Annotated in this window: 18 protein-coding genes; 12 read left to right on the forward strand and 6 right to left on the reverse strand. The window is 47.3% G+C overall.

Annotation, left to right across the window (positions count from 1 at the left end; all coding sequences use genetic code 11):
• The first annotated feature begins 70 nt into the window (after window positions 1-70).
• Window positions 71-1,900 carry a glycoside hydrolase family 2 TIM barrel-domain containing protein gene (locus FSB75_RS18115; RefSeq protein ID WP_146790368.1) on the forward strand — a complete coding sequence of 610 codons (1,830 nt, stop codon included), beginning with the start codon at window positions 71-73 and terminating at the stop codon, window positions 1,898-1,900.
• A 22-nt stretch (window positions 1,901-1,922) separates the two neighbouring features.
• Here the strand turns inward: FSB75_RS18115 and FSB75_RS18120 are convergent, their stop codons facing one another.
• The 3 genes from FSB75_RS18120 to ileS all read right to left on the reverse strand — a co-directional run bounded on the left by FSB75_RS18120 (window position 1,923) and on the right by ileS (window position 6,812).
• On the reverse strand, window positions 1,923-2,399 hold the full coding sequence (locus FSB75_RS18120; protein ID WP_146790370.1) for a YcxB family protein: 477 nt from the start codon (window positions 2,397-2,399) through the stop codon (window positions 1,923-1,925).
• Window positions 2,400-2,549: 150 nt separating this feature from the next.
• Window positions 2,550-3,461 carry a TraR/DksA family transcriptional regulator gene (locus FSB75_RS18125; RefSeq protein ID WP_146790372.1) on the reverse strand — a complete coding sequence of 304 codons (912 nt, stop codon included), beginning with the start codon at window positions 3,459-3,461 and terminating at the stop codon, window positions 2,550-2,552.
• A gap of 6 nt (window positions 3,462-3,467) precedes the next feature.
• Window positions 3,468-6,812: an isoleucine--tRNA ligase gene (ileS, locus tag FSB75_RS18130; RefSeq protein WP_146790374.1), complete on the reverse strand. Its 3,345-nt coding sequence runs from the start codon at window positions 6,810-6,812 to the stop codon at window positions 3,468-3,470.
• A 204-nt stretch (window positions 6,813-7,016) separates the two neighbouring features.
• Here ileS and FSB75_RS18135 point away from each other — a divergent pair, with 204 nt between their 5' ends.
• Window positions 7,017-9,467 carry a TonB-dependent receptor gene (locus FSB75_RS18135; protein ID WP_227990638.1) on the forward strand — a complete coding sequence of 817 codons (2,451 nt, stop codon included), beginning with the start codon at window positions 7,017-7,019 and terminating at the stop codon, window positions 9,465-9,467.
• Window positions 9,468-9,551: 84 nt separating this feature from the next.
• Here FSB75_RS18135 and FSB75_RS18140 read toward each other — a convergent pair whose 3' ends face one another.
• Entirely contained in the window at window positions 9,552-10,103 is a 552-nt protein-coding gene (locus tag FSB75_RS18140) for a CopD family protein (RefSeq protein ID WP_146790378.1), read from the reverse strand.
• A 106-nt stretch (window positions 10,104-10,209) separates the two neighbouring features.
• Window positions 10,210-11,256, reverse strand: coding sequence for a ferrochelatase (gene hemH, locus FSB75_RS18145; protein ID WP_146790380.1), 1,047 nt, complete (start codon window positions 11,254-11,256; stop codon window positions 10,210-10,212).
• 259 nt (window positions 11,257-11,515) lie between these two features.
• Here hemH and hemA point away from each other — a divergent pair, with 259 nt between their 5' ends.
• The 8 genes from hemA to FSB75_RS18185 all read left to right on the forward strand — a co-directional run bounded on the left by hemA (window position 11,516) and on the right by FSB75_RS18185 (window position 19,734).
• A complete protein-coding gene (gene hemA / locus FSB75_RS18150) occupies window positions 11,516-12,739 on the forward strand; it encodes a glutamyl-tRNA reductase (protein ID WP_146790382.1) in 1,224 nt (407 codons plus the stop codon).
• Window positions 12,739-13,677 (forward strand): hydroxymethylbilane synthase, encoded by a 939-nt coding sequence (gene hemC / locus FSB75_RS18155; protein ID WP_146790384.1) that lies wholly within the window; start codon window positions 12,739-12,741, stop codon window positions 13,675-13,677. Before hemA ends, hemC begins: the two co-directional genes overlap by 1 nt.
• On the forward strand, window positions 13,664-14,380 hold the full coding sequence (locus FSB75_RS18160; RefSeq protein WP_146790386.1) for a uroporphyrinogen-III synthase: 717 nt from the start codon (window positions 13,664-13,666) through the stop codon (window positions 14,378-14,380). The genes hemC and FSB75_RS18160 overlap by 14 nt, the downstream gene beginning before the upstream one ends.
• 32 nt (window positions 14,381-14,412) lie before the next feature.
• A complete protein-coding gene (gene hemE, locus FSB75_RS18165; RefSeq protein ID WP_146790388.1) occupies window positions 14,413-15,444 on the forward strand; it encodes a uroporphyrinogen decarboxylase in 1,032 nt (343 codons plus the stop codon).
• A gap of 80 nt (window positions 15,445-15,524) precedes the next feature.
• The gene (gene hemF, locus FSB75_RS18170) at window positions 15,525-16,523 is read left to right on the forward strand and encodes an oxygen-dependent coproporphyrinogen oxidase (RefSeq protein WP_146790390.1); all 999 of its coding nucleotides are present in this window, start codon (window positions 15,525-15,527) and stop codon (window positions 16,521-16,523) included.
• 45 nt (window positions 16,524-16,568) lie between these two features.
• Window positions 16,569-17,546, forward strand: a complete 978-nt coding sequence (gene hemB / locus FSB75_RS18175) for a porphobilinogen synthase (RefSeq protein ID WP_146790391.1) — start codon at window positions 16,569-16,571, stop codon at window positions 17,544-17,546.
• 80 nt (window positions 17,547-17,626) lie between these two features.
• Window positions 17,627-18,919 (forward strand): glutamate-1-semialdehyde 2,1-aminomutase, encoded by a 1,293-nt coding sequence (hemL, locus tag FSB75_RS18180; RefSeq protein WP_146790393.1) that lies wholly within the window; start codon window positions 17,627-17,629, stop codon window positions 18,917-18,919.
• 221 nt (window positions 18,920-19,140) lie between these two features.
• Complete coding sequence (locus tag FSB75_RS18185; RefSeq protein WP_172623210.1) at window positions 19,141-19,734, forward strand: TylF/MycF/NovP-related O-methyltransferase; 594 nt, start codon at window positions 19,141-19,143, stop codon at window positions 19,732-19,734.
• Window positions 19,735-19,758: 24 nt separating this feature from the next.
• On the opposite strand, the gene hemW is transcribed toward FSB75_RS18185, so the two are convergent.
• Window positions 19,759-20,880, reverse strand: coding sequence for a radical SAM family heme chaperone HemW (gene hemW / locus FSB75_RS18190; RefSeq protein ID WP_146790398.1), 1,122 nt, complete (start codon window positions 20,878-20,880; stop codon window positions 19,759-19,761).
• Window positions 20,881-20,918: 38 nt separating this feature from the next.
• Here hemW and FSB75_RS18195 point away from each other — a divergent pair, with 38 nt between their 5' ends.
• Complete coding sequence (locus FSB75_RS18195; RefSeq protein WP_146790400.1) at window positions 20,919-22,697, forward strand: BamA/TamA family outer membrane protein; 1,779 nt, start codon at window positions 20,919-20,921, stop codon at window positions 22,695-22,697.
• Between the two features lie 109 nt (window positions 22,698-22,806).
• The gene (locus tag FSB75_RS18200) at window positions 22,807-23,700 is read left to right on the forward strand and encodes a DUF4271 domain-containing protein (RefSeq protein ID WP_146790402.1); all 894 of its coding nucleotides are present in this window, start codon (window positions 22,807-22,809) and stop codon (window positions 23,698-23,700) included.
• The last annotated feature ends 21 nt before the right edge of the window (window positions 23,701-23,721 follow it).

Below are 23,721 nucleotides of genomic sequence, written 5' to 3' on the forward strand. Positions count from 1 at the left end.
CACAGTAACTTATTAACTCAAAAGCCTTGGTCTGAAATTCGCATACCGTTCTGCATCGAAAACAAAATTCATGCAGCAGCTTCATCCTAACTACAGCCTTACCCGTACCAAGGCCGAAGGCACAACAAAAGAAGAATTCATTAATCCATTGCCCCGTGCCGTGCTTCGTCCCAATTCGTTCATGTTGCTCGACGGCGAATGGAATTTTGCCGTGGACACGCAAGACGATGGCATCACCCAACGTTGGTATCTCGGTCATCAGTACGCATCCACCGCTCTTTGGCCCGGCTCTATTGAAGAGCACATGGAGGCGGCCGGCATTAAGGAGCGCTGGCAGGATAAAGTTGTAGTCTGGTACGAACGTGAATTTCCTTTGCCGCAACTGGCCGAAAACGGCAACGGCCACTCCTTGCTGCAACTCACCTTTGGCGCCTGCGGTTACGAAACCATGGTTTGGCTGAACGGCAAACTCTTGAAGACCATCGAAGGTGAAGAAGTTCACCACGGTGAGTACACGTCGTTTTCCTACGAGTTGCACGAAGCCGACATGCGCATGATGAACCGTATTACCGTGCGCATTGCCGACACGATGGATGCCGATATTCCCCGCGGCAAGCAGGAATCGCATGTGTACAAGCGCGGCGGCATCTGGTATCAAACCTACACGGGTGCGGTGCGCAGCATTTGGCTCGAAACCGTTGAGCGAAACCGCTTGCGTTCGCGTGTCGGAGTGGTGAGTATTGTTGAAGACAATCTTGTTCGTTTTAATCTCACAACCCGTGTGCAGGACCCGGGCAATTATATTTTGCGCTTAAAGATTTACAATCGCAAGCACACAGACGAAGCGCCCATTGCCAGCGATGAATTTCCATTGAAACTTGATGCCGGCGAAAAGGATCAGCGTGTGGTAGTGGAAGTTCCGGACGCAAAATACTGGGCGCCGGAAGACCCCAATCTTTATGTGTTAATTGCGGAACTGGTTGACGAAAGTGGTTACGCAGCCAGCATTGAAACGCACTTTGGCCTGCGAAAAATTGAAGCCCGTGGCTGCTGTGTTTATCTGAACAACAAGGCCGTTTATCTTGACGGTATTCTTTATCAACCCGGCACGGCGACGTACGACGAAATCAAAAGCCACATGTACGCCATGAAGAAACTGGGTTGCAATCTTGTGCGCATTCACATTGCCGGCGTTGATCCGCGCATTTACAACTTAGCCGATAAGATGGGTCTTTTGCTTTGGGTAGAAGTGCCCTCGCCGCACAGCAGTACACAGCGCAGCCGTGCTTTTCACCGCGAAGAATTGTTGCGCATGCTGGCCTTGATTGGCACTCATCCTTCCGTTGTCATTTGGAGTTTGTACAACGAAGACTGGGGCGCACAGGACATTGCCACCAATCCCGACACGCGGCAATACATCATGGACATGTACCATTATATGCAAATTGCGCATCCGCAATTTTTAGTAGTGGACAACGATGGCTGGCAGCACATCTCGTACACGGGCCGTTTAAAGTCCGATTTGCTCACGGCGCATTTGTACACACCCGATCTTGAACGTTGGAAAGGCTTGCTGGATGAAATTGTGAGCGGTAAAATGGAAGGCGTTGCGGCCTTTCCTTTAATTGTTGGCGATCCGTTTTTCTTTCGTCGCCAGGTGCCGTTGATTGTTAGCGAGTGGGGTGGCTTTGGTTTTTCGGATTACGGCGGACCAAAAGATTCCGACGAACGAACGATGCTGATTAAAGCTTTTAAAGAAGAGTTGCGCAAGCGCCCCATTGCCGGTGATGTGTACACGCAGGCCACAAACATTGAAGACGAACGCAACGGCCTAATAGACGCAAAAACAGGAGAGTTGAGCGTACCGGAAGGCTTGTTGAAATCGGCCAACAGACCGTAGTGGTAAACCGGTCATTGAACATTTAGGAACGAGGTACTTTCACCCGCAGCAGATCCCGCATTTCCGAACGTTGTTCATCGGAAAAAGCAATTTTGGGAACGAGAAAAAAGGAGCGGCTGTCGAAGTAAAGGTGGAAGAAGTGCGGCGTTTCCAGGTACGTGCTTAAGGCCTTCCATTCCCATGACCGTGAGCCGCGTTCGTTACCCAACGTAAAACCTTTGTCTTCAAAATTCATGGTAAAGTGGTCTCTGAACGTAGCGGCCTTGCGATAAATAACGCCGGGCAAGATAAACCAAAACGTAATCATCAGCACAAACCACAAAAACGAAGAAACAAGAAAGGCGAAGGGAAGAATCTTCTTCAGGTAAAAAAGCGCGGCGGAAACAATGGCAAACACGTTTACCAGAATGATCATTAGCCGGATTTCCTTGCGGCTTAAGAAGTGATAGCGCAGCGCCTGAAGAACCTTGGGTTTGTCGTAACTAAAGCTCACCGTCATGGCTGTAAAGATAAACAACGTGAAACGTCAATGATGAATGAGGCAATTGAAGCAGTGAAAAGTTTCTCGCTTAAGCCGGTCTAATTCGTCAGCCAAAAGAAAAGCTGCCTGTATTTTACAGGCAGCTTTAAAAATTAATCTTGCATTGGCTTATTTGTTCATCATTTGCTTGGCCTCAATGCTCAACGTGGCATGGGGCACGGCACGCAGACGGGCTTTGTCAATGAGTTTGCCGGTGACGCGGCAAATGCCGTAAGTTTTATTTTCAATGCGCATGATGGCTTTTTCCAAGTGGTCAATAAACTGGATCTGGCGGCTGGCCATCTGGCTTAATTGTTCGCGTTCCATGCTCATGCTTCCGTCTTCCATGGTCATGTACCGGCCTTCGTCCAGATCGCCGCTTTCATCTTTTCGGGTAATCAATCCCTGTAAATAAGCCAGTTCTTTTTTTGCTACGTCTAATTTCCGGTTAATCAGGTCTCTGAATTCTGCAAGCTCTGCATCACTGTATCGCATGGTGGGTCCGTTTTCTTCTTGTTTTGATGAGTCCAATACCGAACGGGTAAAGTCCGGTTCATATTTGATTGCTTTGTCTGTGCTGGTTTTAGGAACGACAACTTTGGCGGGCTTGGCCGGTTCCTTTGTAGCTTGTTTTGCCTCCAAGGGTTTGGTGGCCGCTTTTGCGGATGGTTGCGAATGCGCCTCAACCGCCGGTTTTTTTACAGGTTCAGCCGTTGCCAAAGCCTTCGAAGGCTTGGCCGGATGCGTAGCTTTTGTAGCCGTTACCGGGGCCTTTTTCGAAACCGGAGCCGTCTTCACCATCGGCTTGGCAGTTTTTGATGGAGCGGGCTTGGTCGCTTTTGCGGCGGTCTTTTTGACCGGCGCTTTTGCTTTGGCCGGGGCTGGTTTTGTTGCTTTTTTCGGAACGGGGGCCGGCTTTTTTGCCGCTGCCGCTTTGCCGCTGGACTTTGCGGCCGGCTTGGCAGACGCTTTCCCGCCTGCGGGGCGAGCCGGTTTTAACGGCTTGGCTGCCTTTTTCGGTGCTACCTTTTTTGTTGCCATACGGTTTTACCCTTTTTTAATAACGATGACTTTCAGCGGGTTATCATTAACCTCAATCTCAACGCCATCAACAATCGTTGACGAAATTTCCAGCTTGTCTGCCAGAATTTCGGCGCAAATATAATCATTATACTTGGCCAATGATTCGGCTATACCGTTGGCTGCTGACACTTTTACGTCAATGCGGTCGGTCAGTTCAAAGCCGCTGTCCTTTCGGATTTTTTGGACGCGGTTCACGAACTCACGGGCATTGCCTTCCTGCTCCAGTTCGGGGGTGACGTTAATGTCCAAAGCAACCGTTAGCGGACCTTTGCTGGCCACCGACCAGCCAGGAATATCCTCGCTGGTGATTTCCACTTCGCTCAAGGCCAATTCAACGAACTCATCGTTTAGGGGCAATGAATATCTGCCTTCTTTTTCAAATAGCGAAATGTCGTGTTGCGAAAAATTTTGAAGTGCGGCCGAGACGGCTTTCATCTTCGGCCCCAGCTTTTTTCCTAGTGCCACAAAGTTGGGTTTTATCTTCTTTTTGATGAAACCTTCCGTCTCAGTCAGGTATTCAATCTCCTTCACGTTCACTTCGGCTTTGATCAAGTCTTCTACCTTACGCAATTGTTGTTCCATCAGCGGGTTAAACACCGGGATGAGTACTTTTTGCAGCGGCTGCCGCACCTTGATGTTTACTTTTTTGCGGATGGATAAAGCAAGGGAGCAGGCTTCCTGCGCCGCCTGCATCCTTTCTTCCAGCAGGCCGTCAATTACTTCTTCTTTGGCCGCCGGAAACAAAATGTGGTGAACCGAAGCCTGTGGGTGCTTATCGGTCACGGCGTTCAGGTTGAGGAAAATTTCATCGCTGAAGAAAGGGGAGATGGGCGCCATGAGGCGAACCACCGTTTCGAGGCACTCGTAGAGCGTTTGGTAAGCGGCAATTTTGTCTCCTTCGTATTCGCCTTTCCAAAAGCGGCGGCGGCAAAGGCGCACGTACCAGTTGCTCAGTTGCTCGTCCACAAAATCTTCAATGAGGCGGCCGGCTTGCGTCGGTTCGTAATCGTTAAGCGCAGCGGTTACCTTTTTAATCAAGGTTTGAAGCGAGGAAAGAACCCATCGGTCAATTTCTGGTCTTTGTTCAACGGGAATGTAGTCTTCCTTAAACGTAAAACCGTCCACGTTGGCGTAAAGCGCAAAAAACTGGTACGTATTATATAATGTGCCGAAGAACTTGCGCTGCACTTCTTTGATGCCGTCAAGGTCAAATTTCAGGTTGTCCCAAGGCGAAGCGTTGGTGATTAAATACCAGCGTGTGGCGTCGGCGCCAAATTCTTCAATGGTTTTGAAAGGGTCAACCACGTTGCCGAGGCGTTTGCTCATTTTGTTGCCGTTCTTGTCAAGCACCAAGCCGTTTGAAACGCAGGTTTTGTAGGCCACGCTGTCGAAGAGCATTACGGCCAATGCGTGGAGGGTGTAAAACCAGCCGCGGGTTTGGTCCACACCTTCGGCGATGAAGTTAGCCGGGAAGTTCTCTTTGAACTTTTCTTTGTTTTCAAACGGGAAATGCCATTGCGCATAAGGCATGGCGCCGCTGTCAAACCAAACATCAATAAGGTCAGGTTCGCGGAGCATGGGTTTACCGCTGTCTGAAACCAGCACAACTTCATCAACATACGGCTTGTGCAAATCCAAAATGCCGTCGTGCAGGTAATTTTTGTTGACATCGCCGCCCAAAGTTTCGCTGGCTTTTTTTATTTCTGCGTTCAGTTCTGCAATCGAACCAATGCACTTTTCCTCGCCGTCTTCACTGCGCCAGATGGGAAGTGGTGTGCCCCAGTAACGGCTGCGGCTCAGGTTCCAGTCCACCATGTTTTCGAGCCAGTTGCCAAAGCGGCCCGTGCCCGTGCTTTCAGGTTTCCAGTTAATGGTTTTGTTCAGTTCCACCATCCGGTCGCGCCGTGCCGTGGTTTTAATAAACCAGGCATCAAGTGGGTAATAAACTACGGGCTTGTCGGTGCGCCAGCAGTGAGGGTAGCTGTGCTCGTACTTCTCCACTTTAAAGGCGCGGCTTTCCTTTTTCAGCTTTACGGAAATGTCAACGTTCACATCCACGTAATTGCTTTCGTTCTTGTAGTCTTTAATGTAGCGACCGGAAAATTCTCCCAAGCCATCTACAAATTTTCCTTCGCGGTCAACAAGGGTCAGAATGCCAATATTGTATTTCTTTCCCACCTTAAAGTCATCGGCACCAAAAGCCGGTGCGGTGTGTACGATGCCTGTGCCGTCTTCGGTAGTCACAAAATCGCCCAACAAAATGCGCCAAGGCTTTGCATCGGGTGTGATGGCGTGAACGGCTTCGGGTGAATTAGCCTCGCAGGGTAAAAGTTGTTCGTATTCTAATCCTTCGAGTTCATGCCCTTTGAACTGTGCTAAAATTTTCCACGGCAAAACTTTTTCTTTCTCACTATAGTTTCCAAAATCGCCGTTTTCCCCTTCGGGCTTGAAATACTTGCTCAGTAAGGCTTTGGCAAGAATCACGTTTTGCGGAACGTGTGTGTAGGGATTAAAAGTTTTCACCAACACATAATCAATATTGGGTCCAACGGTCAAACCAAGATTGGAAGGCAAAGTCCACGGCGTCGTCGTCCACGCCAAATAAAATACTTCATCATTCCCTGCCGCGTCGAAAAGAAACCGTGCGTCTGCGCTCTTTTTCGCCTTGAACATCGCCACCGCACTTGTGTCCTTTACATCACGATACGTTCCCGGTTGGTTTAATTCGTGTGAACTCAGGCCCGTTCCCGCTGCCGGTGAATAAGGCTGAATGGACACGCTTTTATAAAGCAATCCTTTGTTGTAGAGTTCTTTCAGGCACCACCACAGCGTTTCAATGTATTCGTTGGTGAAGGTGATGTAGGGATCGTTGAGGTCAACCCAATAACCCATCTTGGTGGTCAACTCATCCCATTTGTCTTTGTACCGTAGTACGGCCTCGCGGCATTTTTGGTTGTACTCGGCCACCGAAATTTTTTTGCCGATGTCTTCTTTGGTAATGCCGAGTTCTTTTTCCACGCCCAGCTCAATGGGCAAACCGTGGGTGTCCCAACCGCCCTTGCGTTCCACCTTAAAACCTTGCATGGTTTTGTAGCGGCAGACCAAATCTTTCAGCGTGCGGGAAATAACGTGGTGAATGCCGGGCATACCGTTGGCGCTCGGCGGGCCTTCGTAAAACACAAATGGCTCCGCGCCTTCTCTCGCTTCAATGCTTTTTTGAAAGGCGTTTTCTTTTTCCCACCGCGCCAGCACTTCTTTTTCAATGGCGGGCAGGTGCAATCCCTTGAATTCTTTATAACGATTGGCCATAAAGGGCTCTTGTAAAATTTTTAAAATGGGAGCAAAGGTAGGAAATCGCGAAGTTGATTCATTGGCGGGTTGACTGCTTAACAAGCAAGGTAAAAGGCGCAAAGTAATCCGGCGCCGCTAATTTTCCTTCTTCCGTAAACCCTTTTTCCAATCCGGCATGTTTGAAAAATGAAGGAAGTCTCTCTTTGCCAAAAATTTCGAACCGTGAGATCAATTGTTCTACTCCTCCTTTTGGCGTTTCATTGGACCGTCTTTGCACAAACCAATACCTTGCTTGTAGAGACAACCGTCAAGCACTACGACGAAAATCCTGCCGGCGTCATTTCAGGCACGGTAAAAACAACCGACGGCATGCCGGCTACTTTTGTTACCGTACTGCTGAAAGAGCCCAACCTTTCTACTTATACCGATGAACAAGGCGCCTTTCTTTTTTCGAATTTGAAAGAAGGATTTTATACGCTGGAAATTTCAATGAGCGGACTAAAGCCGCAACAACGAACCGTTCAATTAAAGAAGAACGAAACGGCAAGGCTTGTGATTGTTTTGCAGGAGGACGCCAAACAACTTTCTGAAGTGGTTGTGAGCGCCAGCCGCCGCCTGAACAACAAACCCGTTTCCGCCGGAAAGATTGACGTGAACCCCATGGACTTGCCGCAGAGTTTAACGGTGGTGGGACAAGGACTGATTCGCGAACAACAAGCGCAACGCCTGGGCGACGTGCTGAAAAACGTGAACGGTATTTACGTGACCACCACACGCGGTGCGGTGCAGGAAAGTTTCGGCGGACGAGGTTACAGCTTTGGCAGTACCAACCTGTTTAAAAACGGTGCCCGCATTAATAGCGGTGCAATGCCTGAAATGAGTTCGCTGGAAAGAGTGGAAGTGCTGAAAGGAAGCACCGCCGTTTTGTATGGACAAGTAGCGCCGGGCGGCATCATAAACATGGTGACAAAGCAGCCTAAGTTTGCAGCCGGCGGCGAAGTTTCGATGCGTGTAGGCAGTTATGATTTGTACAAGCCCGCTGTTGATTTTTACGGGCCGCTTTCTTCTTCCATCGCTTATCGCGTTAACGGTACTTTCGAAAGTGCCGGCAGTTTTCGCGACGGCGTAAATTCTTCGCGTTATTACGTAAACCCTTCCGTGCTGTTTAAGCTAAGAGACCGTACCGAAATTCTTGCCGAAGGCGATTATCTCTTTCATCGTTTTACACCGGACTTCGGCATTGGTACGTTGGGGGGAACAAAAATTGCCGATGTGCCCCGCAACCGCTTCATGGGCACAAGCTGGCAATACAATAAAACCGATCAAGTAACGGCAACGGCTACGTTAAAGCACAACTTCAATGACGCATGGAAACTGAACGCTTCTTTTTCTTATCAGCAATACAAAAGAGATTATTACGCTGTGGAAAGAGTGCAGGCCGCAGCCAACGGCGACTGGACAAGACCGCTCGGAAAAATTTTGAGCGATGAAAACTATTACACCGGACAGGTAAACCTGATTGGCAAATTTACAACGGCATCACTTGAACACAATTTTTTGGCTGGCGCCGATGCCGACAATGATGTGATTACAAACAACGATTTTTCTTTTCCCGCTGTAAGCGGATTGCCTGCCGGCAGTTACGATAAAATCAATGTTCTTGATCCCGGCAAATACGTGCAGCGTAGCGATGTGCCAACGGCAACGCCCATCAGAAAGAGAGTGGCTCCGCTTGACCGCGTTGGTTTTTATGCGCAGGATTTGATTAAACTGTCATCAAAGTTTAATGTGCTTGCAGGCTTGCGTTGGTCCTATGTGCAAACGGCGGGCATTGATTCAACAAATCTTCTGACGGGCACCAAAACGAAAGGCAAGTCGCGTTACGACAATGCCTTTTCGCCGCGATTGGGTTTGGTGTACAAACCGTTTGCGACAACGACTTTCTTTGTGAGTTATTCAAATTCTTTTGTGGTAAACACGGGGCAGGATGTGTACGGAAAAGCAGTACCGCCTTCACTTGTTGATCAATACGAGGCCGGCGTAAAGAACGAGTTTTGGAGTGGAAGAGTATCCGCCAACGTTACGGTCTATCGCATCCTGAATAACAATCTTGCGCAAACCGCACCGTATTTGCCGGATGGAACACCGAACAACAATTCGAACATAAAAATGCTCAGCGGGCAAACAAAAAGCGACGGTGTGGAAGTAGATCTTGCGGGACAGCCAATCAGGAATTTGCAGGTAAGCGCAGGCTACAGCTACAACTTTATGCGTTACACAAAAACCAACACCACTATCGGCAGTTTTAAAACCGGCGAACGGTTGGTGAACAATCCGGCGCATACCGCCAATGCAAGTGCATTTTACACGTTCGGCAATGGATTGTTGAAAGGGTTTAAGGCCGGCGTAACCGTGGCGTACGTTGGCGATCGCTTCGCGGGCTGGAACACCGATGTTGTTTCGGTGAACCCGGTAACGTACCGCAGCCGCATTTTTCCGGTAGAAGGTTTTACCACGGTTGACGTATCGCTGGGCTGTTCGGTAAAGAAGCTTTCGGTGCTGGCAAAGGTTTCCAATCTTACCAACGCATTGAATTATTACGTGCACGAGAATTACAGCGTTAATCCTATATCGCCAACGCAAGTTGTAGCAACGGTTGCGTATAAGTTTTAAATCTTTGGAAAGAAATGAAAGCCTTTATTGTGGTGCAGTAGCAAACAGGAAGTGTGAAGCAGGTAGAGATGAAAATTGATGAAGTCACTCGTTCCTTTTGCGAAGTGCTTTGTAAATTTTAATGGCCGCCATAAGAACGATGATAAACGCCACGAGCCCCACCAATCCCCACACCCAACTCAAACTTGATTTAACCGTTGCCAGCATTACAATGGGTACCAAAAAAATAGTGGCTACTTCGTTCCAGATACGGAGTTGTTGCGAATTGTATTTGAAAACGCCCAATGATTGCTGCTTGTAAATTTTATGCAGCGAAAAATGATAAACGTAAAGCAATAGCACAAAGCAAAGTTTGATGAAAAGCCATCGTCCGCTTTCATCGGTCAGTGATTTTTGCCAACTGCCGTTCAGCATAACCCATGGCCCGAATATCAACGTCAGAATTGCCGAAGGCCACGTTATCCCAAACCAAAGCCGCTTGATCATCACCGAAAATTGTTTTTGCAAAATGCTCTTTTCGGGTTCCGGTTTTTCCGCCGCTTCGGTGTTGTAAATAAACAGGCGAACAATGTAAAACATGCCCGCAAACCAGGTAACGATAAAGATGATGTGGAGGGCTTTGAGATAAGCGTACATGATTAAATGTAAAATCTAAAATGTAAAATGAATAATGTAAAGTGAGGAGGCGGCTCTCATAAATCAGACTGATAGTTTTAAATTTTACATTTTAGATTTTGCGGTTTTACATTTCAAGCACCATTTCTTTCTTGCCCGAAACGTATTCGCCAACCCATTTTGCCAAAGCATTCACCCAAAGCGGATGTACGTTAAGGCAGGGAATCATTTCAAAGCGTTCGCCGCCGTTGTGCAAAAAGGTTTCTTTTCCTTCCACCGCTATTTCTTCCAGTGTTTCCAAACAGTCGCTGACAAAAGCAGGGCAAACCACCAACAATTTTTTCACGCCTTCTTTTGGTAGTTCCGCAAGTTTTTGTGCAGTGTAAGGTTGCAGCCAGGGATCGCGGCCAAGGCGAGACTGAAACGAGAACGTAAATTTTTCCGCTGGAATGTTCAGGCGTTGCGTAACCAGCTTTGTCGTAGTCCAGCATTGATGGCGGTAACAATATTGATGCGCCGGTGAAGGCACATCGCAACAATCAGGAACCTTCAAACAATGTTGACCGGTGACATCGCCTTTGTAAATGTGCCGCTCCGGCACGCCGTGATAGGAAAACAGTATGTGATCCCACTCGCTTTCCAAATGCGGACGTATGCTTTCGCACAAGGCATGAATGTAGTCGCCGTTGTCGTAATAAGGTTTGATGGTTGTCAGCTTGAACGAATAGCCGCCCTTCTTGTGTTGTTCTTTTGCGTATTCAACCGCGGTTTCGTAAGAACTCATGGCATAGTGTGGGTACATCGGCACCGCAATCACTTCCTCCAGGTCGGGATTGTTTTTTACCAATTCATCAAAAGCCGCCCTGGGCGAAGGGTTGCCATAACGCATGGCGATGGCCACGGGTTCCGCAATCTCTTTCTTTAACGCATCGCCCAATTGTTCGGAGATGACAATAAGTGGCGAGCCTTTTTCGGTCCAAATGGATTTATAGGCTTCGGCCGATTTGGGTGCCCGAAACGGAACGATGATTCCCTTAACCAGCAAGGCACGAAAAAGCCAGGGTTTGTCAATCACCCTTTCGTCCATCAGAAATTCATCTAAGTAGCGCTTTACGTCTTTTACGTCCGTCGAGTCGGGCGACCCAAGGTTCATCAATACAACGGCTTTTTTCATATGCGCAGCAAAAGTAGGAACGGCAATCCGCAATCCCGGGCCGTTGCAAAATAAACTTTACGGTCGGGTTGAATGAAACGATAGCGGCATGAAATCAAACCGCCTGTTCACAATTCATTCAATGAAAGCAGCACTTGATGTTCATCATTTTGGTGCCTGATGAAAATCACGCAGGCAAATGACAGAGCAATGACAGAACTTTTCGTTTGCCAACGGCCCTCAAATTACTTTTGTGCCGTGGCCGTTGACTCTTATTAACATGAATACGCAGCACTTCAAAAACATATCGAACTTCTTTGTTGCCGGTATCAATTACAAAAAATCCGACGCAGCCGTAAGGGGAAAGTTTGCGATTAACAACGAGCAATACGCTAACGTGTTGGAAGACGCTGCGGCACAGGGCCTCGACGAAATTTTCATTCTTTCTACCTGCAACCGCACCGAGATTTACGGCTTTGCGCATTGCAGTCATCAATTGGTGGAACTGCTTTGTTCGCAAACGGCCGGCGATGCGGAAACCTTCAAACAATCGGCTTACATTAAAAACGGTATCGAAGCAGTTGAACACGCATTCAGCGTTGGCGCAGGACTTGATTCGCAAATCCTGGGCGATTACGAAATCGTTGGCCAGTTAAAGACTGCGGTAAAATTTGCCAAAGAACAGGGCTTTGTCGGCGCTTTTACCGAGCGGCTGATCAACTGCGTGCTGCAATCGTCCAAACTCATTAAGAACAGTACGTCGTTAAGCGGCGGAACGGTTTCGGTTTCGTTTGCCGCTGTGCAATACATCATGAACCGTGTGATTGATCCATCGTCGAAAAATATCTTGTTGTTGGGCGTTGGAAAAATCGGCCGCAACACCTGCAAAAACCTGGTGGATTATCTCGGTACAAAAAATATTACGCTGATTAACCGCTCGGTTGACAAAGCCGCCACGCTTGCCGGTGAATTGAACTTGCGCCATGCCTCGCTTGATTCGTTGGAAGAAGAAGTAGCCAAGGCTGATATTATTTTGGTGGCCACCAATTCGGCAGAGCCGGTGATTTTAAAAGAACAGGTTGAAGGGAAAGGTGAGAAATTAATCATTGATCTTTCCGTTCCGGCCAACGTGGAAGAAGCGGCGCAACACTTGTCGAACGTGCAAGTAATTAACGTAGACGCACTTTCCAAAATCAAGGACGAAACCCTGAAGATGCGCCTGGCCGAAGTGCCCAAGGCAAAAGGCATTATTTCGGAACTAATGGCGGAATTTGAAGACTGGTGCGAAATGCGCAAGCACGTGCCCATGCTGAAAGAACTGAAAGTAAAACTGAAAGAACTGTACGCTCATCCACAATACGTGCAAACTATCACTAGCGCAAAAACAATTGACGTGCACATTCAGCGTGTGCTGAACGACACTGCGGGAAAGATCAAAGTGCAGAACCAAAAAGGTTGTCAGTACCTTGCTGCGCTGAACGAGTTTATCAACGCAAAAAATTAATGAAGCCTTTACGCATTGGAACAAGAGACAGCCAGTTGGCTGTGTGGCAAGCTACAACCGTGCAGGACCTGTTGCAAAAAGCCGGTGTGGCATCGGAACTGGTGTACATGAAAAGCGAAGGCGATGTGGATACGGTTACGCCGTTGTATGCACTCGGCGTAACGGGTGTGTTTACAAAGACATTGGACGCCGCATTGCTGAATAATCGCATTGACATTGCGGTGCATTCCATGAAAGACGTGCCCACGCAATTGGCGCAGGGCATTCAGCAAACGGCTGTTTTGAAACGAGCTTCCTACAAAGACATTTTTGTTTACAAACACAATGCTGATTTCCTGAATGATTTTTCTTCTGAAGGAACCATCGCAACGGGTTCAGTGCGTCGCATTGCGCAATGGCTGAACCGATACCCGAATCACAAGATTGAAAACCTGCGCGGCAACGTGAACACACGCTTGCGCAAAGTGCAAGACAACGATTGGAACGGTGCTGTGTTTGCAGCAGCAGGCCTGGAACGCATTCATCTGCGTCCTGAAAAATCAATAGACCTCGATTGGATGTTGCCTGCGCCGGCGCAAGGCGCAATCATGGTTGTGTGCAGAGACGATGACGATTATGCATTTGAATCTTGTCAATCATTCACTGATGAAGCAACGGCTTTATGTGTGAAGATTGAACGCGATTTTTTAAGTGCGTTGATGGGCGGCTGTTCAACACCGATTAGTGCATTGGCAGACATAAAAGAGAGTGAAGTTTTTCTTCGCGGAAACGTGGTAAGTCCCGATGGAAAGGCCAAGGCGGAAGTGGAGAAAAAGATTGCGCTTGCTGAAGCCTCCAAGTTAGGCATCGTGGCCGCAAAGGAAATTTTATTGCACGGCGGGCAGGCGATTGTTGATCGCATTCGCAGCAAAGGATTAACGGCCGATGGCGAAGCATAAAGTTTTAAGCACGAAGAAACTCGAACCTTCGCTGGTAGAGAAAGCGAAAGAAAGCGGTGTTGAGATTATTGAGCAGGAAGCAATTCGTGTAAAGTCAATTCTTGCAAAAGAAAAGTGGGACGAGATTTTTTCGCTGCTGGAAAAGAAAATAGAATTTGCTGTTTTCACCAGCAGCAATGCGGTAACGGCCGTGAAAAAATACCTGAACGAATACGTCAATCATCTTCCGCAACAATGGAAGATTTTTTGTCTTTCAGGAAAAACCAAAGAATTCTTGGAAGGCGAGGAGGAACTCTTTGGAACGATCAAGGCAACGGCATGGAGCGCAAAGGAATTGGCTGAGCGCATAATCGAAAGCGGCGCAAAAGAACTTATCTTTTTTTGCAGTGATAGAAGAAGAGAGGAATTGCCAACGATTTTACAAAACGCAGGCGTACACGTACAAGAAGTGATGGTTTATGAAGTAGAAGAAACGCCTTCGGTGGCTACCGACGATTTTGAAGCTGTTTTGTTTTTCAGTCCGAGTGCGGTGCAAAGTTTTTTTAGCGCTAACCAACTAAAGAAAGACGTTGTTTGTTTTGCCATCGGTCAGACAACGGCCAACAGCTTAATGCCGTTCACGCATAGCAAACTTTACGTCAGCAAGCAACCTACGCAGGAAGCTTTGCTGAACGAAGTCGTTAATTATTTTAAAATGCGGTGAGCTTAAATTCATCACCATTCACGATACACAACATGAGCCAACTTAAGAACGATTTATTGCTACGAGCCCTTCGCAAAGAAAAAGTCGAACGTCCGCCGGTGTGGATGATGCGCCAGGCCGGACGGTATTTGCCCGATTACATCAAGCTGCGCGACAAGTATGATTTTTTTACCCGTGTGCAAACACCCGAACTGGCAACAGAGATTACGTTGCAACCGGTGAATCAAGTCGGTGTGGATGCAGCAATCATCTTCTCCGATATTTTGGTGATTCCGCAAGCCATGGGACTGGAAGTATTGATGGAAGAAGGCAAAGGGCCATCGCTGCCAAAGACCATCAAAGCACAAAGCGACATTGATGCGCTCAATACAGCCAATGCAGAAGAACATTTGAAGTATGTATTGGACGCGTTGTCGCTTACGAAAAAAGAATTGGCCGGCCGTGTGCCGCTGATTGGTTTTGCCGGTGCGCCATGGACGATTCTTTGTTACATGGTAGAAGGCAAAGGCAGCAAAACCTGGGACAAAGCAAAACAGTTTGCCTACACGCAACCACAACTTGCACACGCCTTGCTGCAAAAAATTACCGACATCACGATTGATTATTTAAAGGCACAAGTGAAAGCTGGCGCTGATACCGTGCAGGTGTTTGACAGTTGGGCGGGATCTTTATCACCGGAAGATTTTAAAACGTATGCGCAACCTTACCTCTTGCAAATTGCCGACGCGGTTAGCAAGGATGCGCCGGTGATTTTGTTTCCGAAAGGAACGTGGTATGCCTTAAAAGACTTAAGCCGAAGCAGTGCTTCGGGGATTGGTATTGATTGGACCATCACACCGCAATTTGCCAGAGAATTAACAAGCAATAACATAACACTCCAGGGTAATTTTGATCCCGCAAAATTGCTGGCGCCCGTTCCGCAAATCAAGCAATGGGTAAAAGAAATGATTGACGGTTTTGGTGCGCAGAATTACATCGCCAATCTCGGTCACGGCATTACGCCAAACGTGCCCGTTGATCATGCCAAAGCGTTTGTGGAGGCGGTGAAAGAGTACCGAATTTAGAATTAAGAATTATGAGTTATGAATGATTTTAGAATTATCTCGCAACATTCATAATTCATAATTCATAACTCATAATTTTTATGCGCGTTCACAAAACAGAAACGAAAGAAACAAGAGAGCAGTGGATACATTTTATCTACAGCCTGCAGGATAAAATCTGCAAGGCGTTGGAAGAAGTGGATGGTAAAGCAAAGTTTCAGGAGGATGCATGGGAGCGTGCCGAAGGCAAAGGCGGCGGCGGATTAACAAGAGTTATTCAGGCTGGAAATGTTTTTGAAAAAGGCGGCGTGAACACATCGGTGGTGTACGGACATGTGACCGATAAAATGCGCAAGCACCTTGGCATTGACAGCAGCAAATGGTTTGCGGCCGGTTTAAGTTTAGTCATTCATCCGGTGAATCCTTTTGTGCCCACAGTGCATTGCAATTACCGCATGTTTGAATTGTACGACGAAAACGACACGCTTGCCGATCGTTGGTTCGGCGGTGGAACAGACCTTACGCCGTATTATTTGTTTGAAGAAGATGCAAAACACTTTCATCGGACATACAAAAATGTTTGCGATGAGTTTGATGCAAGCTTTTATTCACGGTTCAAAGAAGTGTGCGACAACTATTTTGTGAACACGCACAGAGGTGATGAAAGAAGAGGCATCGGCGGAATTTTTTATGACCATCAAAAGCCAGATGACGCCAGGGACGTGAACTTCTGGATGAATTTTGGAAAGGCCTGTGGCAACGCATTTATACCGGCTTATTTGCCCATCGTTGAAAAAAGAAAAGGCATTCAATATAATGAAGCAAACAAGCATTGGCAGGAAATAAGAAGAGGACGATACGTGGAGTTTAATTTGGTGCACGACAGAGGTACATTGTTTGGCCTGAAAACAAACGGCCGCACCGAAAGTATTTTAATGAGCTTGCCGCCAACGGTTCGGTTTGAATACAATTATCAACCTGCGCCCGGCAGCGAAGAAGACAAGTTGTTGCAGGTTTGTTTGCATCCGAGAGACTGGACGGCAGCAGAAATAACGGACGAGGAAAGAGCCGAGTGGGCAAAGCGTTCAAATACCTGTTGATTGAGAAACGACCCGCAATTATTTTTAAAGATCAATCCCAAAAAAATGTTTTTACAAAGACGAAACAGAATACTAAGAACCACACCGGCCATCCGCAGCATGGTAGCCGAAACGATACTTACGCCAAACGATTTTATCGTTCCGCTTTTTATAGACGAAGGCGAGAATATACAAACCGAGATTGCCTCCATGCCGAACTATTACCGAAGAAGTTTGGACGGAACGGTAAAAGAAGTGAAAGAATTGTGGAGCCTGGGCGTTAAAAGCGTTTTGCTTTTTATCAAATGCAAAGACGAATTAAAAGACAACACCGGCAAAGAGGCCTGGAACGCTGATGGTCTCATGCAACGCAGCATCAAGGCAATCAAAGATGCTGTGCCCGAAATGTACGTGATGACCGATGTGGCGCTTGATCCTTATTCATCTTACGGTCATGACGGCATTGTAAAGGACGGCGAAATTGTAAACGATGAAACTGTAGATGCTTTGGTAAAGATGAGCGTTTCTCACGCACAAGCGGGTGCCGACATGGTTGCGCCAAGCGACATGATGGACGGCCGCATCGGTGCGATTCGTCAAGGCCTGGAAGAAGCTAATTTCACGAAAGTTGGCATCATGGCTTATAGCGCTAAATACGCTTCTTGCTTTTACGGACCTTTTCGCGATGCGTTGGATTCTGCGCCTGGGTTCGGCGACAAGAAAACTTACCAGATGGATTATGCCAACCGCACCGAGGCTGTGAAAGAAGCGTTGATGGACGTGGAAGAAGGCGCCGACATTGTGATGGTGAAACCCGGCTTGCCTTACCTCGACATTGTTCGCGAAGTAAAGAACGCAGTTGATGTGCCCGTGAGCGTTTACAACATCAGCGGCGAATACGCCATGATTAAAGCAGCCGCTAAAATGGGTTGGATAAACGAAGACAAAGCCATCATCGAAACACTCACGTCTATCAAAAGAGCCGGAGCGGATCTGATTGCAACGTATTTTGCAAAAGACGCTGTTAAACTGTTGAATTCATAACTCATATAAACTCTTGTTGCAAAGACATTCCATATCTCCGCGATATGGAATGTCTATTTTCAGACTTCAAACAAGCGATAATGAACATATCCAAAAGCGAAGAACTTTTTTCAAGAGCGCAGCAAAGCCTTCCCGGTGGTGTTAATTCACCCGTTCGTGCGTTTAAAAGTGTCGGGGGCAATCCCATCTTTTTGCAAAAAGCAAAAGGCGCTTACCTCTACGACGTGGACGGCAACCAATACATTGATTACATCAACTCCTGGGGCCCAATGATCATGGGCCATGCCTTTGAACCGGTGGTGGAAGCCATTCAAAAAAAGGCGATGGATTCCACTTCGTTTGGTGCGCCAACGGAACTGGAAATTGAAACGGCGGAGCTCATAAAAAGCATGGTGCCCAACGTTGATCTCATTCGTATGGTGAGCAGCGGCACGGAAGCTTGCATGAGTGCGTTGCGATTGGCAAGAGGTTATACAGGAAGGAACAAATTCATCAAATTCGAAGGTTGTTACCACGGTCATGCCGATAGCTTTTTGGTGAAGGCTGGAAGCGGTGTGGCTACGTTCAATATTCAAACCGTGCCCGGTGTTACGGCTGGTGTGTCGGCTGATACGCTAACCGCACCGTACAACGATTTGGAAGCGGTGAAAAAATTAGTGGCGGAGAACAAAGATGAAATTGCGGCTATCATCATTGAACCCGTGGCCGGCAATATGGGATGCATTCTTCCGCAAGAAGGTTTTTTAGAAGGCCTGAGAAAACTTTGCGATTTGGAAGGCATTGTTTTCATTTTTGATGAAGTAATGACCGGCTTTCGTCTGGCGCAAGGTGGTGCGCAAGAACGGCTAAAGATTGATGCCGATTTGGTGACCTATGGAAAAGTGATTGGCGCGGGAATGCCCGTTGGTGCCTTTGGTGGCAAATTCGAAATTATGAAGCACATTGCGCCGCTTGGCAACGTTTACCAGGCTGGAACCTTAAGCGGAAATCCTCTTGCGATGATTGCCGGTTATACTTTGCTTTCGCATCTGAAAAGCAATCCTTTCATTTATGCAGAATTGGAACAGAAAGGTGAATACTTAAAAAATGGATTGCAAAAAGTTTTGGAAGAGAGCGGGCAACCTTTCGTTATCAACCACATGGGCAGCATGATTTCGGTTCATTTCAGCGACAAGCCCGTGGTTGATTTTGCTACGGCAGCGTCGGCCAACAATACTTTCTTCAACAAATATTTTCATGGGATGTTGGACAGGGGAATTTATTTGCCGCCGTCGGCTTATGAAAGCTGGTTTTTGAGCCATGCGTTGAGCAAAGAGGATTTGGATAGAACGATTGAGGCGACAAAAAAAAATGTTACGTCCGGTCAATTTTAGTTTAACAAAGAGCCGGTTCAACTTTAACCGGCTCTTTGTTTCCTGCGAAGATATTTTTTCCAATCCCGCGGACTATCTTACGGCGCAACTATAGAGATTATCTAAACTATTATATGCCGTTATTGATGAACAGAAAGTTGAAAGGTTTCCTTGCGCATAAATATTATTTTGTTAGAGCTCCCCGGCTTACGAGGATATTTGAAAAGTTCAAATCTTATACAATGATTCCTTTAGGAATTTATGTCCGTAATTTGGAGGTTGTGAAAAAGTTCGGTCATTTGGAAGGCTGTGTGGTTGAATGCGGCACTTGGCGGGGAGGGATGATCGGCGGTATGGCAACGTTGCTTGGCCCACACAGAGAGTATTTTCTGTTCGACAGTTTCGAAGGTCTGCCGGATGCAGAGGAGATAGACGGGGATGATGCAAAAGGTTGGCAAGAGCGAACAGATTCTTCTGCCTATTTTGATAATTGCCGGGCAGAAATGAAATACGCACAGGAAGCCATGCAACTGGCACGGGCCAAACGGGTACACATTGTTAAAGGCTGGTTCAACGAAACACTTCCGCAGTTCGATAAATCCAAAAAGATAGCCATACTACGGCTTGATGGCGACTGGTATGCATCAACGATGACTTGCCTGGAAAACTTATACGATTGCGTTGTTGAAGGAGGCGTAATCATCCTTGACGATTATTACATGTGGACGGGTTGTTCCAAAGCGGTGCATGATTTCCTGAGCCGTAATTCTTTGAATTCAAGAGTATGGCAGTGGGACAATAACGTTTGTTATATTATTAAGCGTACAACTTCCTGATTCACTGTCCGGCTGCTTTGCACTTCAGACAAACAAATCACTTGCAATGCCATCGGCTCGCAACATTCCTTCATCGGTTAGTTGCGCATGAGCGTTATTGATCTTTACCAAGCCGTTGCTTACGTATCTTTTTAAATCGTTTTCAATGCGCTTTCTTTCATTTTCACCCCAGGTTGTCTGAATTTTATTCAAATCAATTCCTTCCATCGTTCGCAACGAAATCATGAGGGTCTCATTCAATTGTTGCGTACTTGACAACACTTCGGTTTCACGTTGCGGAATGCCTTCGCTTGTGCCTTTGATGTAAGCACTGTTGTTCGCCACGTTCCATCTTCTTTCCATGCCGTTAAACGAATGTGCCGAAGGCCCGATGCCCAAATACGGCGTGCCTTTCCAGTACGATGAATTGTGCCGGCTGCGAAAACCCGGTTTGGCAAAGTTGGAAACCTCGTAATGTTCGTAGCCGGCGGTACGAAGCCATTGCATCAACAAAAGAAATTGCCTTGCCTGTTTATCGCTGTCAACGTCAACCGTTTTGTGAAGTGATATGTTTTTGTGCAGCGGTGTTTTTTCTTCCACTGTTAAGGCATAGCAGGAGAGGTGCGGAATGTTTAAACCAACGGCTCTTTGTACGTTCTGCATCCACATTCCATCGGTGAGCAAAGGCGAACCGTAAATCAGATCCATTGTAATGTTGTCAAATTCGCTCCTTGCTAATTGCAAATTGCCGATTGCCTGTTGTGCATTGTGCGCCCGGTTCATCCACCGCAATTCTTCTTCAAAAAAGCTTTGCACGCCAATGCTGAGGCGATTGATGCCAAGGGTTTTCCAGGCTTTTAATTTTCCTGTTGAGATATCATCGGGGTTTGCTTCCAATGTAATTTCCGCGTCTGCTGCAACGGGATAGTTTTCTAACAAATCGGCAATCAGCAATCGGCAATCAGCAATCGGCAATAAACTCGGTGTGCCGCCGCCAAAATAAATTGTGTTGACAGATTCACCTTTCAAATATTCTTTTTCAGCGACGATCTCTTTCCGCATCGCGGCAATCAAATCATCTTTGTAGCGCAGCGACGTGGCAAAATGAAAATTGCAATAAGTACAGGCTTGTTTGCAAAACGGTATGTGCAAATAAATTCCGGCCAACTTCGTTATCCTTTTTCGCGTCGTTTATTTTTGGAAAGATGGCTAAGGTAAAGTACCGCAGTATTGTGTTTTTGTTTTTAACAGTCTTGTGCGTAAGGGTTGCGGGGCAAGGCTATGCCGTTACTTATATCGCCGATGATTCGGCGCAGCTTGCAAGACAAAATCTTGCAAGGCAGTTTGCCAACCGCTTTGACGCCAACACTTATGTGGCCGGCCTTCTCCCGCTGCTTCGGGCCCGGGGCTTTGTTACCGCATCGCTCGACAGTGTGCGGCTTGATTCTTCCGCCGCAACGGTAGTTCTTTTCTTTGGCGAGCAATACAAATGGGGACTAATTCGCACAGCGAAAGCCGATGCGCCGCTGCTGGAGGCAGTGCGCTTCCCAACGATGAAAGGCCTGATGGATTTTAGCGTGTTGGGCGGCTGGCAAAAACGCATTTTGGATTACCTGGAAGAAACCGGCCGCCCGTTTGGTAAAACTTATTTGGACAGCCTTGAAATGGCCAACGGCGAAGTATCGGCCCTGCTGCGCATTGACGAAGGGCCGCTTTATAAAATTGACAGCCTGCAGGTTTTTGGCGACGCAAAAGTGAACGCAGATTTTTTGTACAAGTATCTTGACCTGCCGCCCGGCACACTTTACGACAGGCGAAAGCTGCTGGCCGTAAACAAAAAACTTTCGGAGCTTTCGTATGTGGAAGAAGAAAACCCCGCGCAGCTTTCAATGTTGCCAACAGGCGCGGTGCTCAACCTTTACTTAAAAGCAAAACGCAGCAGTCAGGTTAATGCGCTGGTAGGTTTTTTACCCAACAGTGAACAGGCAACCGGCCAGCGGAAATTTCAATTAACCGTTGATGCCAACGTATTGTTGAAAAACGCCTTGGGCAATGGTGAAACCATCGGTCTTTTGTGGCAGCAATTGCAGAAAGGTTCGCCGCGGCTTAACCTTTTGTACGAGCAGCCTTACATTTTTAAATCACCCTTCGGCGCCACGTTTTCGCTGGACATGTACAAACGCGATTCTTTCTTTCTGAACCTGAACATGAACCTCGGCGTTAACTACCGGCTAGGCGAGAAGCAAACGGCTTCGGTTTTTTTGCAACGGCGGCAATCCATCGTGAATGGCATCGATGCAGCAGCCATCGTTCAAACCAAACAATTGCCACTTGAAGCCGACGTCAGTTCGTTTAACCTGGGCATTGGTTACGATTTCAACAACACCGATTACCGTTACAACCCGCGAAAGGGCAGCCAGCTTTTGGTGAACGCTTCGGCCGGCACGAAAAATATTAAAAAGAACAACCTCATTCTTGAATTGCAAGACCCGTCCGATCCTTCGTTCAAATTTGAAAGCCTGTACGACACGGTTAAGCTGAAGGCTTATCAATTTCGAATAACAGCGGCCGGGGCACAATACGTTCAACTGGGCAAACAAACCACCTTGAAACTGGGCGGGAACTTCGGCGTTTACCAAAGCGCCAACGTGTTTCGAAACGAATTGTTCATGATTGGCGGAAACCGCCTGCTGCGCGGTTTTGATGAAGAAAGCCAGTTTGTGTCGCAATACGGCGTGGGTACGGTGGAGTTCCGGCTGCTGACGGGTTTAAACTCCAATTTTTTTGCCTTTGCCGATGGCGGGTGGGGGAAGTATCCGCTGGAAAAAATTCGGTCGCATACATACATTAGCACCGGCGTGGGGCTTTCTTTTCAGCCAAAGGCAGGCTTGATCAACGTTACCTGGGCTGTGGGCAAGCGTGACGACAGCAATCTTAATCTTCGGCAGTCAAAAATTCACATTGGTTTTGTGTCTTTCTTTTGATGCTGTTTTTGAGCGACTATTTTTGCGGCCTGTGAGATTTTTTTTGCTGATAATTTTCTTTCTCTTGACGGCGGTGGCAAACTCGCAGCCGCCAAACGATTCCCTGCCGATGAAAGATTCGCTGCTCCACAATAGTTTTTTGCGGACAAGCGATTCTCTTCGACTCGATTCGGTTCGGCTGGCCTCGTTGCAGGCTGATTCTCTTTCTAAAGTTCTGCCGCCTGTCCGCGATACAATAAGGCCTGCCCTGCAACACGCTTTGAACTCCGATTCTTTCCTTCTGCGCAAGCGGCTTTTCTTCACCTTTACCGACCCGGTACGCTATACGGTATCGGAAAGGAAGTGGGAAGGGAAGGACACCGTCTTTTATGCCGTGGTGGCCTTGCTGCTTCTGTTTGCGTTGATAAAGAACGCCTTTCCCCGTTACCTTCCGGATTTGTACAGTGCTTATTTCAGAACTACCGTGCGACAAAAGCAAATCAAAGAGCAACTGGTACAAAATCCTCTGCCTTCTCTGTTCTTCAACTTGTTTTTTGTGCTCAGCGCCGCGGTTTTTGTTAGCCAGCTGATTCAGCAGTTTGGTTACAACGACCGATTGCCTTTTTTTGAATTGGTGCTGTACAGCGCCGGTGGTATTGCCGCTGTTTATGCCGCCAAATTTTTATTGCTGAAATTTTTTGGATGGGTGTTTCAACTCTCCGAGGCTACTGATGCTTATCTCTTCGTGGTCTTTTCCACAAATAAAATTCTGGGCATTTTCCTGCTGCCGTTTACCGTATTGCTTGCGTTTACTTACGGTGGAGCGAACGCTTCGATTGTTACACTGAGCGTTGTACTTGTTTTAGCTTTGTTTATCTATCGGTATTTTCTTGCCTTTATTTCAATAAATCACTTGGTGCGGATAAACCTTTTCCACTTCCTGCTTTACCTGGCGGCTTTTGAAGTTCTCCCGCTGTTGCTGATTAACAAACTGTTGTTCACCATTCTACGAGAAATAGCTTAACTTTGCAAAACGTCAGCCGAA

Origin of the sequence: Flavisolibacter ginsenosidimutans (assembly GCF_007970805.1) — a bacterium.
Lineage (GTDB): Bacteria > Bacteroidota > Bacteroidia > Chitinophagales > Chitinophagaceae > Flavisolibacter > Flavisolibacter ginsenosidimutans.

Excerpts from the sequence above, each read along its gene's own strand:
- FSB75_RS18115 (WP_146790368.1), top strand. The coding sequence starts at position 71 with ATGCAGCAGCTTCATCCTAACTACAGCCTTACCCGTACCAAGGCCGAA.
- FSB75_RS18120 (WP_146790370.1), bottom strand. The coding sequence starts at position 2,399 with ATGACGGTGAGCTTTAGTTACGACAAACCCAAGGTTCTTCAGGCGCTG.
- FSB75_RS18125 (WP_146790372.1), bottom strand. The coding sequence starts at position 3,461 with ATGGCAACAAAAAAGGTAGCACCGAAAAAGGCAGCCAAGCCGTTAAAA.
- ileS (WP_146790374.1), bottom strand. The coding sequence starts at position 6,812 with ATGGCCAATCGTTATAAAGAATTCAAGGGATTGCACCTGCCCGCCATT.
- FSB75_RS18140 (WP_146790378.1), bottom strand. The coding sequence starts at position 10,103 with ATGTACGCTTATCTCAAAGCCCTCCACATCATCTTTATCGTTACCTGG.
- hemH (WP_146790380.1), bottom strand. The coding sequence starts at position 11,256 with ATGAAAAAAGCCGTTGTATTGATGAACCTTGGGTCGCCCGACTCGACG.
- hemA (WP_146790382.1), top strand. The coding sequence starts at position 11,516 with ATGAATACGCAGCACTTCAAAAACATATCGAACTTCTTTGTTGCCGGT.
- hemC (WP_146790384.1), top strand. The coding sequence starts at position 12,739 with ATGAAGCCTTTACGCATTGGAACAAGAGACAGCCAGTTGGCTGTGTGG.
- FSB75_RS18160 (WP_146790386.1), top strand. The coding sequence starts at position 13,664 with ATGGCGAAGCATAAAGTTTTAAGCACGAAGAAACTCGAACCTTCGCTG.
- hemE (WP_146790388.1), top strand. The coding sequence starts at position 14,413 with ATGAGCCAACTTAAGAACGATTTATTGCTACGAGCCCTTCGCAAAGAA.
- hemF (WP_146790390.1), top strand. The coding sequence starts at position 15,525 with ATGCGCGTTCACAAAACAGAAACGAAAGAAACAAGAGAGCAGTGGATA.
- hemB (WP_146790391.1), top strand. The coding sequence starts at position 16,569 with ATGTTTTTACAAAGACGAAACAGAATACTAAGAACCACACCGGCCATC.
- hemL (WP_146790393.1), top strand. The coding sequence starts at position 17,627 with ATGAACATATCCAAAAGCGAAGAACTTTTTTCAAGAGCGCAGCAAAGC.
- FSB75_RS18185 (WP_172623210.1), top strand. The coding sequence starts at position 19,141 with ATGATTCCTTTAGGAATTTATGTCCGTAATTTGGAGGTTGTGAAAAAG.
- FSB75_RS18195 (WP_146790400.1), top strand. The coding sequence starts at position 20,919 with ATGGCTAAGGTAAAGTACCGCAGTATTGTGTTTTTGTTTTTAACAGTC.
- FSB75_RS18200 (WP_146790402.1), top strand. The coding sequence starts at position 22,807 with ATGAAAGATTCGCTGCTCCACAATAGTTTTTTGCGGACAAGCGATTCT.